Source organism: Pseudomonas sp. TE21435 (assembly GCF_056279265.1).
The window spans coordinates 5,178,347-5,192,349 of the sequence record NZ_JBWBQZ010000001.1; the positions used below are offsets into that span (position 1 = coordinate 5,178,347).

Consider the following 14,003-nt stretch of genomic DNA (forward strand, 5'->3'; position numbering starts at 1 on the left):
GGGCGACTCATGGGGCCGCCCTCCATCCCTACGTGTGGAAGATCCTGCCGATATGTTTGCGCCTTTGTTAAAAAAACTTTTTGGAAGCAAGAACGAGCGTGAAATCAAACGCATGCTCAAGACGGTGAGCACCGTCAATGCCTTCGAAGAGAAGATGGTGGCCCTCTCCGACGAGCAGCTGCGGAGCAAGACCGCAGAGTTCAAGGAGCGCCTGGCCAAAGGCGAAACGCTTGATCAACTGCTGCCCGAAGCCTTCGCCGTGGCCCGCGAGGCCGGCAAGCGCGTGATGGGCATGCGTCACTTCGATGTCCAGCTGATCGGCGGCATGACCTTGCACGAAGGCATGATCGCAGAAATGCGTACCGGTGAAGGCAAGACCTTGGTCGGTACCCTGGCCGTCTATCTCAACGCGCTGTCCGGCAAGGGCGTGCACGTGGTCACGGTGAACGATTACCTGGCCCGCCGCGACGCCAACTGGATGCGCCCGCTGTACGAGTTCCTCGGCCTGACCGTGGGCATCGTCTCGGCCTTCCAGCCACCGGAAGAGAAACGCGCCGCCTACGCCGCGGACATCACCTACGGCACCAACAATGAATTCGGTTTCGACTACCTGCGCGACAACATGGCGTTCAGCCAGGACGAGAAGTTCCAGCGTGAGCTGAACTTCGCGGTGATCGACGAAGTCGACTCGATCCTCATCGACGAAGCGCGTACCCCGCTGATCATCTCCGGCCAGGCCGAGGACAGCTCCAAGCTGTACATCGAGATCAACCGCCTGATCCCGCGCCTGACCCAGCACATCGAGGAAGTCGAAGGCCAGGTGACCCAAGAGGGTCACTACAGCATCGACGAGAAGAGCCGCCAGGTCGAACTGAACGAGGCCGGCCACCAGTTCATCGAGGACATGCTCACCCAATCCGGCCTGCTGGCCGAGGGCGAGAGCCTGTACTCCGCGCACAACCTGGGCCTGCTGACCCACGTCTACGCCGGCCTGCGGGCGCACAAGCTGTTCCATCGCAACGTCGAGTACATCGTCCAGGACGGCCAGATCCTCCTGATCGACGAGCACACCGGCCGCACCATGCCGGGCCGCCGTCTGTCCGAGGGCCTGCACCAGGCCATCGAGGCCAAGGAAAACCTGAACATCCAGGCCGAAAGCCAGACCCTGGCCTCGACCACCTTCCAGAACTACTTCCGCCTGTACACCAAGCTGTCCGGCATGACCGGTACCGCCGACACCGAGGCGTTCGAGTTCGCGCAGATATATGCGCTCAACGTGATGGTCATCCCGCCGAACAAGCCGTTGGCGCGCAAGGACTTCAACGACCTGGTGTACCTGACCGCCGACGAGAAGTACGCGGCAATCATTGCCGACATCAAGGAAAGCATGGCCCAGGGCCGTCCTGTCCTGGTCGGCACCGCGACCATCGAAACCTCCGAGCACATGTCCAACCTGCTCAAGAAGGAAGGTATCGACCACAAGGTCCTGAACGCCAAGTACCACGAGAAAGAAGCCGAGATCATCGCGCAAGCCGGTGCGCCGGGTGCCCTGACCATCGCCACCAACATGGCCGGTCGTGGTACCGACATCCTGCTGGGCGGTAACTGGGAGGCCGAAGTCGCCGCCCTGGACAACCCGACCGCCGAGCAGATCGCCCAGATCAAGGCCGACTGGCAGAAGCGCCACCAGCAGGTGCTGGAGGCCGGCGGCCTGCACGTGATTGCCTCCGAGCGCCACGAATCGCGCCGTATCGACAACCAGCTGCGTGGCCGTGCCGGCCGTCAGGGCGATGCCGGCTCGAGCCGCTTCTACCTGTCGCTGGAAGACAGCCTGATGCGCATCTTTGCCTCCGACCGGGTGAAGAACTTCATGAAGGCGCTGGGCATGCAGTCCGGTGAGGCCATCGAGCACCGCATGGTGACCAACGCCATCGAGAAAGCGCAGCGCAAGGTCGAGGGTCGCAACTTCGATATCCGCAAGCAGTTGCTCGAATACGACGACGTGGCCAACGAACAGCGCAAGGTGATCTACCACATGCGCAACAGCCTGCTGGCGGCCGAGAACATCGGTGACACCATCGCCGAGTTCCGCCTGGAAGTGCTCGATGCCACCATCAGCCAGCACATCCCGCCGCAGTCGCTGCCCGAGCAGTGGGACGTGGCCGGCCTGGAGGCCTCGCTGTCCAGCGACTTCGCCATGAAGCTGCCGATCCAGCAGTGGCTCGACGAAGACGATCACCTCTACGAGGAGACCCTGCGCGAGAAGCTGCTCAAGGAAATCACCGACGCCTACAACGAGAAGGAAGACCAGGCCGGCATCGACGCCCTGCGTACCTTCGAGAAGCAGATCCTGCTGCGTGTGCTGGACGATCTGTGGAAAGACCACCTCTCGACCATGGACCACCTGCGCCACGGTATCCACCTGCGCGGCTATGCGCAGAAGAACCCCAAGCAGGAGTACAAGCGCGAATCCTTCACCCTGTTCCAGGAGCTGCTCGAGTCGATCAAGCGCGACACCATCCGCGTGCTGTCGCACGTTCAGGTCCGTCGCGAAGACCCGGTCGAGGAAGAAGCCCGTCTGCGCCGCGAGGCCGAGGAACTGGCCAGCCGCATGCAATTCCAGCACGCCGCCGCACCAGGCCTGGAAGGCGAGCAACTGGCCGAGGAGGGCGCTGAAGTCGCCGTCGCATCGGCCCCTGTGCGCAACGACATGAAGCTCGGTCGCAACGAGCCTTGCTGGTGTGGCTCGGGCAAGAAATTCAAGCATTGCCATGGTCAGATTGAATGATCTGAACCACCTGCAGTAACGTGACACATCCGGGGCCGCTTTGCGGCCCCGCTTTTTGTTCTCAACCGATTTATCTAGGAGCGCTCTAATGGCTGTTGGTCTTGGTCCCCTGCCCACCCTGCACCCGGTTCCCGGTTTCGAACTCGGTATCGCCTCGGCGGGCATCAAGCGTCCGGGGCGCAAGGATGTGGTGGTGATGCGCTGCGCCGAAGGCTCCAGCGTCGCCGGCGTGTTCACCCTCAACGCCTTCTGCGCGGCCCCGGTGATCCTCTCCAAGCAGCGCGTGCAGGGCACCGTGCGTTACCTGCTGACCAACACCGGCAACGCCAACGCCGGCACCGGCGCACCGGGCCTGGCCGCCGCCGAGCGCACCTGCGCCAGGCTGGCCGAACTGGCCGGCGTGCCGGCCGAGTCGGTCCTGCCGTTCTCCACCGGCGTGATCGGCGAGCCGCTGCCGGTCGAAAAGATCGAAGGCGCGCTGCAGGCCGCCCTGGACAACCTGTCGGAAAACAACTGGGCCGAAGCCGCCACCGGCATCATGACCACCGACACCTTGCCCAAGGGCGCCAGCCGTCAGTTCCAGTTCGACGGCAAGACCATCACCGTCACCGGTATCAGCAAGGGCGCGGGGATGATCCGCCCGAACATGGCCACCATGCTCGGCTACATCGCCACCGACGCCAAGGTCGCCCCGGCGGTGTTGAAGGACCTGATGCTCGACGGCGCCAACAAGTCGTTCAACCGCATCACCATCGACGGCGACACCTCGACCAACGACTGCTGCATGCTGATCGCCACTGGCAAGGCCGATGTGCCGGAAGTGACCGAGGCCAGCGGCGCGCTGTTCGAAGCACTGAAGCAAGCGGTGTTCGAAGTGTGCATGGAGGTGGCGCAAGCCATCGTCCGTGACGGCGAAGGCGCCACCAAGTTCGTCACCGTGCAGGTCAACGGTGGGGGCAACCACCAGGAATGCCTGGACGTTGGCTATGCCGTGGCCCACTCGCCGCTGATCAAGACCGCGCTGTTCGCCTCCGACCCCAACTGGGGCCGCATTCTCGCAGCTGTCGGTCGCGCCGGCGTGCCCGAGCTGGATGTCAGCCTGATCGACGTGTATCTGGACAGTGTGTGCATCGCCAGCAAAGGCGGGCGCAGCCCGAGCTACACCGAGGCACAGGGCTCGGCGGTGATGGCCCAGGAAGAGATCACCATCCGCATCGAGCTCGGCCGTGGCCAGTGCAGCGAAACCATCTGGACCACCGACCTGTCCCACGAGTACGTGAAGATCAACGCCGAATACCGCACCTGACCCATCACGGGGCAAGCCCGCTCCCACGCACAGCTTGGTGGGAGCGGGCTTGCCCGCGATTACCGCACACTGCCCGCAACATGGAGCCGAACCATGAGCTATCACCTGATCATCGGCGACAAGCTGTATTCCTCCTGGTCGCTACGCGGCGCCCTGGCCCTTGACCTGGCCGGCGTGCCCTACGAAGAAACCCTGATCAAACTCAACCAGCCCGATACCCGCCAGCGCCTGCTGGCGTTCTCGGCCACAGGCAAGGTGCCGCTGCTCAAGACCGAGCATGGCGTCATCGCTGACTCCCTGGCCATCGCCGAGTACCTCAACGAGCAGCATCCGCAAGCATGCCTGTGGCCGGACGACATCGCGGCCCGTGCCCAGGCGCGTTCGGCCTGTGCCCAGATGCACAGCGGCTTCTTCGCCCTGCGCGGCGCCATGCCGTTCGACCTGTCCCGCGACCAGGCGCTGGAAAGCGTGCCGCTGGATGTGCAGGTCGACATCGACCGCATGGTCGCCCTTTGGTCCGAGTGCCGCCTGGTGGCCAAGGATAGTGGCCCGTTCCTGTTTGGCCGGCCGACCCTGGCCGATGCCTTCTTCGCCCCGGTGGCCGTGCGCCTGCGCACCTACCGCGTCGAGGTGCCGGCCGAGGCCGCCGCCTATATCGAAACCATCTACCAGTGGCCGGCCTTCCAGGCCTGGCAGCGGGCTGGCCTGGCGGAGCGTGAAGGGTGAAACGGATTCATGTAGTAGCCGCGGTCATCCGCGGTGCCGATGGTCGCATCCTGATCGCACGTCGTGCGGATACTCAGCATCAAGGCGGCTTGTGGGAGTTCCCCGGCGGCAAGGTGGAAGCGGGGGAGGGCGTCGAAGCGGCGCTGGCCCGTGAGCTGCGTGAGGAACTGGGTATCGAGGTCACGGGGTCGCGCCCGCTGATCAAGGTCAGTCACGATTACCCGGACAAGCAGGTATTGCTGGATGTGCACGAGGTGGATGGCTTTGCTGGTGAGCCACATGGTGCCGAAGGTCAGCCTTTGGCGTGGGTGGCTCCGCGTGACCTGGGGCAGTATGCGTTCCCCGAGGCCAACAAGCCGATCGTCGCCGCCGCGCGTTTGCCCGATCAATACCTGATCACCCCGGACGGTCTGGAAGTGCCCGAGTTGCTCAAAGGTATCCAGAAGGCCGTGGCCAGCGGTATCAGGCTGATCCAGTTACGGGCACCGGACATGTACGACCCGAAGTACCGCGATGTGGCGGTCGACGCGGTTGGCCTGTGCGCAGGCAAGGCGCAACTCATGCTCAAGGGGCCGCTGGAATGGCTGGGCGACTTCCCGTCGGCCGGCTGGCACCTGACCGCCGCGCAGTTGCGCAAGTACGCGGCCAAGGGCCGGCCATTCCCGAAGGAGCGCTGGCTGGCGGCGTCCTGTCACAGTGCCGAGGAGCTGGCATTGGCCGAGCAGATGGGGGTGGATTTCGTCACCCTGTCGCCGGTGCAGGCGACCCAGACGCACCCTGAGGCAGCGCCGCTGGGCTGGGATGAGGCGCAGCGGTTGACTGCAGGGTTCAGCCATCCGGTGTTCTTGCTCGGTGGGGTAGGGCCGGGCGAGCGTGAGCGGGCGTGGGAAGTCGGCGCGCAAGGTGTTGCCGGGATTCGGGCGTTCTGGCCTGAGGCCTGAGTGGCCTGGTAGAGGGGCCGCTTCGCGGCCCCTTGCGGTGTCAGCCTGCTGGCTTATCCGCCGCCTGCCATAACACCTCGGCAACACCCTGCCGCCGCCCGATGATCCGCGCCGCGACAAACAGCAGATCCGAAAGGCGGTTGATGTACGCCAAACCCACGCCTTCCAGCGGTTCTACAGCATTCAACTGCTGACACCGGCGCTCCGCACTGCGCGCCAGGCTCCGGCACACATGCGCCTGAGCGATCAGCGCCGAACCGCTGGGCAGAATGAAGTTTTTCAGCGGCCCCAGCTCTTCGTTCCACATATCGATGGCGGCCTCCAGGCGCTCCACTTCGGCCTGGTTCAACGCTTGGTAACTGGGCATCGCCAGCTCGCCGCCCAGGTCGAACAAACGGTGCTGGCAGGGCGTCAGGATCTCGCTGACCTCATCCAGCCCCTGCTCGGCCAAGCCGGCCAGCAGCAGCCCAAGCTGGCTGTTGAGGCTGTCCACCTCGCCGATTGCCTCGACGCGCGGATGGTCCTTGGGCACTCGGCGCCCATCGCCCAGGCCGGTTTCACCTTTGTCGCCGGTGCGCGTATAGATCTTCGACAGGCGATAGCCCATGTCATGTCTCCGTGTTCAGGGGGGCCGGTTGGGCCTGGTTCAGGGGCAGGCGCAGGGTGAAGCAGGTGCCCTGGCCCGGGGTGGACTGTACTTCCATCTGCCCCTTGTGGTTGTTGGTGATGATGAAGTACGACACCGACAGGCCCAGGCCGGTGCCCTGGCCGATCTCCTTGGTGGTGAAGAACGGCTCGAAGGTGCGCTTGCGCACCGTCTCGGGCATGCCGACGCCGTTGTCCTCGACCTGGATTTCCGCCCAGGGCGGGTTGAGCCGGGTGCGCAAGGTGATACGCCCGGGCTCGCTGGGTTGCGGGCGCTGGTGGATGGCCTGGGCGGCGTTCTTCAACAGGTTCAGCAGCACCTGCTCCAGTTCGTTGGCGGTGCAGGGCACCGGCCCCAGCTGTGGGTCGAACTGGCGGACGATGGCCTGGCCCTTGAAGTCGAAGCCGATGGCCAGGTCGAAGTCGTTGCCGGCGATCTCCACCGCCTGGTCGATCAACGCCGGCAGGTCGCAAGGGGCGAGTTGACGGTTGCTGCGACGGCTGAAACTGAGCATGTGGGTGACGATCTTGGCGGCCCGTGCGCCGGCTTGCTGGATGCCGTCGAGCAACTGTGGCACTTCGCGGCTGTCCAGGTAGCGATTGACGGCCGGCAGGTCGATGCCCAGCTCGCTGGCTTGCTCCTGGTTGCGCGGCAGGTCCGGCGACAGGCGGCGGCGGATGTTCTGCACGTTGTGCAGGATCGCGCCCAGCGGGTTGTTGATTTCGTGGGCCATGCCGGCGGCCAGGCCGCCGACCGAGAGCATCTTCTCGGACTGCACCATCATTTCTTCCAGTGACAGACGCTGGGTGATGTCGTCGATACGGATCACCACGCCGCGTCCGCCACCGCCCATCAGCGGGTAGAAGGTCAGCGCGTAGTGGCGCAGGTCCTCGCCCTTGGGCCAGGTGACGCGCTCGACCTTGGCGACCCGGTGCTTCTCCACGCTCTCCTTGAGCTGCGGCAAGAACGGCTTGAGCGGCTCGAATGCGAGGAAGATCGGCTGGTTCAGCGCTTCGTCCAGCGGTGTCCCGGAGAGCACCGTGGCCTCGTGGTTCCACTGGGTGACGTAGAGCTGTTCGTCGAGGGCGATCAGCGCCGAGGGCATCGAGTCGATGATGCTGTTCAGGTAGTTCTGGAAACCGGTGAGTTTTTTCTCGATCTTGCTGCGCACCTGGACTTCCAGTTCCAGCTTGCGGTTGGTATGGCGGGTTTCCTCGGCCAGGCCCTGGGCCTGGTCATAGGCATCCTGGAACTCGTCACGGGTGCGCTTGAGCTGCTGCTCGCGGGCTTCGATGCGCGACAGCATGGTATTGAACGCCTCGGCCAGGCCGCCGATTTCGTCGTCATTGCCGCGCTGGGCGCGCAGGGCATAGCTTTCCTCGCGGGTGACCTGGCGGGTCAGTTCTTCGAGGCGATTGATCGGCAGGGTGATCAGGCGCTTGATCTGCCGGGCGATGAGCAGCCACAGCAGCACACTGAACACCAGGATGGCCAGGCTGGCGGAGAGGGTGCCGGTGTAGAACGCCGTGGGTAGTTCACTGCTGGCCACCAGCAGCAGGTGTGCGGGGGGCGCGGCGTTGCGTGGCAGGCGGATCAGCTGGGTACTGCGAAACTCCATCAGGCGCCAGCCATCGATGTTGCGGTAGCGCTTGGGCAGGCTCAGCGGCTCGCCATGTTGCAGTTGCGCCAGCAGGCGCCCGTCGCCGCCGTAGATGGCCGCCGCGCGCAATGGCGAGTAGCTGTCGAGCTCCTTCAGTAGCGCCGTGGCGGCTTCCGGCGAGTCGCCGGCCCGTGAGGACAGCTGCGGGTTGGACACCAGCTTGCCGATGGTCTGCAGGGCCTGGGGCGCCATGCTCTCCTGGGTGATCCAGTAAGCGGCGCTGATGAAGGCGAGGTTGGCCACCAGCAGGATGGTCACCAGCAGCACCAGCAAGGCCGCCAGCAGCTTCTGCCCGACCGGTAGGTTTTCCAGGCGTTGACGCAGGGTCATGGGTCTGAGGGTGTCCGTATCCGATGAATGGGCAGAATCAGTCGCTGCGCAGGCCACGCGCCTGCAGGTTATCGACCAGGCGCCGGTGCAGGTGTTCCAGTTGCGGCACTGCCAGGCCGTGTCGGCCAGCGGCGCGGCAGGCGTGGCCGAGCAGGTAGTGGACCTCGGTGCGCCGGCCATGGCGGACATCCTGGTACATGGAAGAGTAGTTGGCCGCGGTGGCCAGGATCACCCGCTGTACTTCCTCGTGCAGGTCGCTGGCCGCTTCGGGCTGGCCGCAACGGTGCAGCAGGTTGACCAGTTCGTCGCACAGTGGGTCGACTTCGGTCAGGTACCCGAGCAGGCCGCCATTCTGGCAGTCGTGCAGTACCGTCAGCGGGTTGATCGCACAGTTGAGCGCCAGTTTGCGCCACAGGCGAGCAGGGATGTCGAGCGCCCACTGGGCCGGTATGCCGGCGTCGTGCAGGTCGTCGAACCAGGATGGCATGCCGGGGCTGGCCGGATCACCCAGCCAGTTGAAGCCGTGGCCGGCAAAGCGAACCTGCCAGTCGGCTTCGCGGAACGCGCCCTCGGTGCTGGAGGCGAAGATGCAGCGGGCGTGGGGCACCTGCTCGGCAACCTCGTCCTGGCTGCCCAGGCCGTTCTGCAACAGTACCAGCTCGGCGCCATGGGCCAGCCTGGGGGCCAGGCGCGCCACGGCAGGCGCGGCGTCGTAGGCCTTGCAGGCGACCAGCAGGCGATGGATCGGGCCGGGCGCGTCGAAGCTCTCCGCAGGGATCGCATAGTGGTGCTGGGCATCCTGCTCCACCAGGGTCAGCCCGCCCTTGCGTTCATAGGCGGCCAGGCGCTGCTGGTCGCGCAGGATCAGGCGAACCGCCTTGCCGGCGCGGGCCAGGCGACAGGCCCAGAGGCTGCCGAGGCTGCCGGCGCCGAGAATATGCCAGGTGCTGCTCATCTGCGTTTCGCAACCCGTTATAATGAGTCCGCATTTTAACCCCCTAACCCTGACGCGCTCCATCTTCAAGCTGAGCGCGCTGTTTTTTTATGGAGAACCCCATGCCTTCGTTCGACGTGGTATCGGAACTGGACAAGCACGAAGTCACCAACGCCGTGGACAACGCGGTGAAGGAACTGGACCGCCGCTATGACCTCAAGGGCAAGGGCAGCTTCGAGTTCAAGGACAAGGAGCAGACCGTGATGCTGACCGCCGAGGCCGAGTTCCAGCTCGAGTCGATGGTCGAAATCCTGCGTCTGGCTCTGGTCAAGCGCAAGATCGACGTCAAGTGCCTGGAAGTGAAGGACGCCTATCCGTCCGGCAAGGAGATGAAGCAGGAAGCCAAGTTCCGCGAAGGCATCGACAAGGAACTGGCGAAAAAGATCGTTGCCCACATCAAGGACGCCAAGCTCAAGGTCCAGGCCTCGATCCAGGGCGAGCAGGTACGCGTCACCGGCAAGAAACGTGACGACCTGCAGGAGGCCATCGCCGCGTTGCGCGCGAAGGAATTCGACATGCCGCTGCAGTTCAACAACTTCCGCGACTGATCGCACGGCGGCCCGGAACCTTGATGGCGCATTGATGTCCATCGGGGTCCGGGCCGCTGGCTTTGCGCTGCCCGCTTCACTGTGTACTTGCCGTTCGGCATCAGGAGATAAACATGGATTTGAACGCTGAAGTCGATCAGCTGGTTCGCCAATCGCAGACCTGGGTTCCCTTGATCATGGAGTACGGCAGCCGCCTGTTGCTGGCGCTGCTGACCCTGGCCATCGGCTGGTGGATCATCAACAAGCTCAGTGCCCGTCTTGGCAAGCTGGTGGGCCTGCGTGCCGACGCCGCGCTGCAGGGCTTCATCAGCACCCTGGCCAACATCGTGCTGAAGGTGCTGCTGATGGTCAGCGTGGCGTCGATGATCGGTATCGAGACCACCTCGTTCGTCGCCGCCATCGGTGCCGCCGGCCTGGCCATCGGCCTGGCCTTGCAAGGCAGCCTGGCCAACTTCGCCGGCGGTGTGCTGATCCTGATGTTCCGTCCGTTCCGTATCGGTGACTGGATCGAGGCCCAAGGTGTCAGTGGCACCGTGGACAGCATCCAGATCTTCCACACCGTGCTGCGCACCGGCGACAACAAGACCGTGATCATGCCTAACGGCAGTCTCTCCAACGGCATTATCACCAACACCAACCGCCAGCCGACCCGCAAGGTGGTGTTCGACGTGGGCGTGGATTACGACGCCGACCTGCAGAAGGCGCGCAATGTACTGCTGGAGCTGGCCCAGGATCCGCGTGTGCTGCAGGACCCGGCACCGCAGGCGGTTATTTCGACCCTGGGTGACAGCTCGATCACCGTGTCGCTGCGCATCTGGACCAAGACCGCCGACTACTGGGACGTGATGTTCATGCTCAACGAGCATGCCCGCGACCGGCTCAAGGCAGAAGGGATCGACATTCCGTTTCCGCAGCGGGTGATCCGTGTGGTGCAGGAGACCGTGGCGTAACATAAGCGTCCGCGAAATCGGGGCCGCTTCGCGCCCCATCGCCGGCAAGCCGGTTCCCACAGGGTCAATGGTCAACCTGTGGGAGCCGGCTTGCCGGCGATGGGGCGCGAAGCGGCCCTGTTTTTTACACTTGTTCACAGCCAGGCGCTGCCATATCTGGCATACACCCTGATCTTGCCTGCCAACCCGATGTTCGCCATGAAACCTCTGCTGTATATCACCCCCCTGCGCGCCTTGCTGTTCGGCCTGACCCTGGCGCTGTTCGAACTGTTGACCTACCTGGCCAGCGACGCGGTCATGCCCGCCATGCCGGTAGTGGTCGGCGATCTCCAGGCCAGCCCCGAATACATTCCCCATGCCCTCAACCTCTACCTGCTGGGTGGCGTGCTGCTGCAGTGGCTGATCGGCCCATTGGCCGACCGCTATGGCCGGCGCCCGCTGTTGCTGGGGGGCTGTGTGTTCTTCGGGCTGGCGTGCCTGGCGGCCTTCTGGGCACAGGATATCGGTGTGTTCAACCTGTTGCGGCTGTTGCAGGGCATCGGCCTGGGCTTCGTGGTCACGGTCAGCTATCCGGCGCTCAACGAGGCGTTCAGCGAGGCCGACGCGGTGCGCATGATGGCGCTGCTGGCCAACATCGCGCTGCTGTCGCCGTTGCTTGGCCCGCTGGTGGGCACCTTGATGCTGCAGTGGCTGGACTGGCGCTGGCTATTCGTGGCCTTCGCCGCCGGCGCGGTGCTGTGTTGGCTGCTGCTCTACCGGCTGATGCCGGAAACCCTGGGCGTGGAGCGCCGCGACGGTTCGCGCCTGCCGTTCACGCCCATCCACCTGCTGCCATTGCTGGCGGGTTACGGTCAGTTGCTGGGCAACCGTCGTTTCGTGGCCGGTAGCGCGGCGCTGGGGCTGGTGGGGTTGCCCCTTATCGGCTGGATCGGCCTGTCACCTGTGCTGCTGATCCATGATGAAGGTCTGAGCACGATGGAATACGCATTGTGGCAACTGCCGGTGTTCGGCGGGCTGATCCTGGGCAACCTGATCATCAACCGCATCGCCGATCGCTACCCGCTGCCGGCGTTGGTGCGTGGCGCCCTGTGGCCTTACCTGGCGGGCCTGGCGCTGATGGTTGCGGCCACCTGGTTCTGGCCGACGGTGACCAGTGTGGTGGCCGGCATGTCGCTGTACGCGCTGGGCCTGGGCGTCGCCAACGCGGTGCTGTACCGCATGACGCTGTTCTCCAGCGAGCAGAGCAAGGGCCTGGTATCGGCGATGCTGGGGATGATCACCATCGCCTTGCTGGGCCTGGGCGGCGCGGTGTTGGCGATGCTGGGTGCCGGGGCCAGTCTGATGCATTTTGCCCTGGCCGCGGGCGTGGCGGGTGCGTTGGCGCTGTGGCCGTTGTGGTTCGTGATCGGCAGGCGCCCTGCGGTGGTTGCAGGCTAGACGCATCGCGGGGCAAGCCCGCTCCCACGCAGCGCTCAAAGAAAGTATGCGTGGGAGCGGGCTTGCCCCGCGATAAGGCCGCTAATGGCCTAGTGTTGTTCAGCTGCCGGGCTCTCCACCGGCGCCGGCTTTCCCCGACCGACTTCCTGGCGCCAGTGCAGCGCGATCAGCACCAGCGTCGGCACGCCCAGCAGGGCGGTGACCAGGAAGAAGTCGTGATAGCCGAACTTCTCCACCATGACCCCGGAATAGCCGCCGATCAGGCGTGGCAGCAACAGCATGATCGAGCTGAGCAGGGCGTACTGGGTGGCCGAGAACTTCAGGTTGGTCAGGCTCGACAGGTAGGCGACGAAGGCCGAGGTGGCGAGCCCCGAACTGAAGTTGTCCAGCGAGATGGTGACCACCAGCATTTCCAGGTTCGGGCCCATGTCGGCCAGCATCAGGAACAGGATGTTGGTGGCCGCCGAGGCCGCGCCGCCGATGAACAGGATCGGCAGGATGCCGAAGCGCACGATCAGCAGGCCGCCGGCGCCAGCGCCGACCAGGGTCATGATCAGGCCGAAGATCTTGCTGACGCTGGCGATCTGGTCCTTGGTGAAGCCCATGTCGATGTAGAACACGTTGGCCATCACGCCCATCACCGTATCCGACATGCGATAGGTGGCGATCAGCCCGAGCAGCAGCAGGGCCTGCCAGCGATAGCGCACGATGAAGTCGTTGACCGGCGTGAGCACCGGCGCCAGGCCGCGACGGCCAAGGGACGACAGGCACGCCCAGGTCAGCAGCACATAGAGGATCAGGCGCAGGAAGGCGCGGTCTTCGAGCAGCAGGTCGAGCAGGGTCGCGTCGCCGAACGCCACGCTGCCCCAGTCGGTGTTGAACATCTGGGTGAAACTGGCCGGTACCGAGACCAGCAGGATGATCAGCACGAACACCGACGCCAGCTGGTGCATCAAGCCATAGCGCGCGGCCGACAGCTGGGTACGCAGGGGGACGGGGGGCTCACGCATCACCAGGGTGGTGAACACCGCCGGCAGCATCAGCACGCCGAAGAGTACGTAGGTGCCGGTCCAGGCTTCGTGCAGGTAGCTGAAACCGGTGGAGCCGAACCACTCGGCGAAGAACAGCGCACCGGCGGTGGCAAGCAGGGCGGCGACCCGGTAGCCGGCCATGTAGCTGGCAGCCAGGGCAGCCTGGCGCTGGTCGTCGGCGATTTCCAGGCGGTAGGCGTCGACGGCGATGTCCTGGGTCGCCGAGGCGAAGGCCACCAGCACCGCCAGGGCGACCAGCCATGACAGGTGTTTCTGCGGGTCGCAGAAGCCCATGCCGACCAGCCCGAGCACCACCAGCAGTTGCGACAACAGCAGCCAGGAACGGCGCCGGCCCATGCCGCCGAGCAGCGGCAGGCGCCACTGGTCGAGCAGTGGCGACCAGACCCATTTGAACGCGTAGGCGAGGCCGATCAGGCTGGCATAGCCGATGGTCTCGCGGGCCACGCCGGCTTCGCGCAGCCAAACCGACAGCGTCGAGAACACCAGCATGTACGGCAGGCCGGCGGCGAATCCGAGCAGCAAAAGCACCAGAGTTGACGGGCTGGCATAGGCAGCGAGCGCAGCGCGCCAGGTTTTACGGGGCATGGGCCAACATCTGCCTCAAGGTTTGCGAAAACAAAGCGCG

The 14,003-nt window shown here is 64.8% G+C and carries 11 protein-coding genes; 7 read left to right on the top strand and 4 right to left on the bottom strand.

Going from position 1 to position 14,003, the window contains the following annotated elements; genetic code table 11:
- Window positions 1–52 precede the first annotated feature (52 nt).
- The 4 genes from secA to ACZ9C1_RS23465 all read left to right on the top strand — a co-directional run bounded on the left by secA (window position 53) and on the right by ACZ9C1_RS23465 (window position 5,761).
- Window positions 53–2,788, top strand: a complete 2,736-nt coding sequence (gene secA / locus ACZ9C1_RS23450) for a preprotein translocase subunit SecA (RefSeq protein ID WP_111531711.1) — start codon at window positions 53–55, stop codon at window positions 2,786–2,788.
- Window positions 2,789–2,876: 88 nt separating this feature from the next.
- Window positions 2,877–4,094, top strand: coding sequence for a bifunctional glutamate N-acetyltransferase/amino-acid acetyltransferase ArgJ (gene argJ / locus ACZ9C1_RS23455; protein ID WP_102682680.1), 1,218 nt, complete (start codon window positions 2,877–2,879; stop codon window positions 4,092–4,094).
- A 93-nt stretch (window positions 4,095–4,187) separates the two neighbouring features.
- Window positions 4,188–4,820, top strand: coding sequence for a glutathione S-transferase family protein (locus ACZ9C1_RS23460; RefSeq protein WP_110700445.1), 633 nt, complete (start codon window positions 4,188–4,190; stop codon window positions 4,818–4,820).
- The gene (locus ACZ9C1_RS23465) at window positions 4,817–5,761 is read left to right on the top strand and encodes a Nudix family hydrolase (protein ID WP_110700443.1); all 945 of its coding nucleotides are present in this window, start codon (window positions 4,817–4,819) and stop codon (window positions 5,759–5,761) included. Before ACZ9C1_RS23460 ends, ACZ9C1_RS23465 begins: the two co-directional genes overlap by 4 nt.
- A gap of 40 nt (window positions 5,762–5,801) precedes the next feature.
- On the opposite strand, the gene ACZ9C1_RS23470 is transcribed toward ACZ9C1_RS23465, so the two are convergent.
- The 3 genes from ACZ9C1_RS23470 to ACZ9C1_RS23480 are packed head-to-tail and all read right to left on the bottom strand — an operon-like array spanning window position 5,802 to window position 9,352.
- Window positions 5,802–6,368 carry a cob(I)yrinic acid a,c-diamide adenosyltransferase gene (locus ACZ9C1_RS23470; RefSeq protein ID WP_111531712.1) on the bottom strand — a complete coding sequence of 189 codons (567 nt, stop codon included), beginning with the start codon at window positions 6,366–6,368 and terminating at the stop codon, window positions 5,802–5,804.
- A 1-nt stretch (window position 6,369) separates the two neighbouring features.
- Complete coding sequence (locus ACZ9C1_RS23475; RefSeq protein ID WP_102682684.1) at window positions 6,370–8,397, bottom strand: sensor histidine kinase; 2,028 nt, start codon at window positions 8,395–8,397, stop codon at window positions 6,370–6,372.
- A 37-nt stretch (window positions 8,398–8,434) separates the two neighbouring features.
- Window positions 8,435–9,352, bottom strand: a complete 918-nt coding sequence (locus ACZ9C1_RS23480) for a putative 2-dehydropantoate 2-reductase (protein ID WP_102682685.1) — start codon at window positions 9,350–9,352, stop codon at window positions 8,435–8,437.
- 101 nt (window positions 9,353–9,453) lie between these two features.
- Between ACZ9C1_RS23480 and ACZ9C1_RS23485 the strand changes: the two genes are divergently transcribed.
- From ACZ9C1_RS23485 to ACZ9C1_RS23495, 3 genes are all read left to right on the top strand, one after another.
- A complete protein-coding gene (locus tag ACZ9C1_RS23485; protein WP_139668800.1) occupies window positions 9,454–9,939 on the top strand; it encodes a YajQ family cyclic di-GMP-binding protein in 486 nt (161 codons plus the stop codon).
- Window positions 9,940–10,052: 113 nt separating this feature from the next.
- Window positions 10,053–10,889, top strand: a complete 837-nt coding sequence (locus ACZ9C1_RS23490) for a mechanosensitive ion channel family protein (RefSeq protein WP_023631294.1) — start codon at window positions 10,053–10,055, stop codon at window positions 10,887–10,889.
- A gap of 198 nt (window positions 10,890–11,087) precedes the next feature.
- Entirely contained in the window at window positions 11,088–12,326 is a 1,239-nt protein-coding gene (locus ACZ9C1_RS23495; protein ID WP_102682740.1) for an MFS transporter, read from the top strand.
- A gap of 89 nt (window positions 12,327–12,415) precedes the next feature.
- On the opposite strand, the gene ACZ9C1_RS23500 is transcribed toward ACZ9C1_RS23495, so the two are convergent.
- Window positions 12,416–13,963 (bottom strand): AmpG family muropeptide MFS transporter, encoded by a 1,548-nt coding sequence (locus ACZ9C1_RS23500; protein ID WP_102682686.1) that lies wholly within the window; start codon window positions 13,961–13,963, stop codon window positions 12,416–12,418.
- Window positions 13,964–14,003 lie beyond the last annotated feature (40 nt).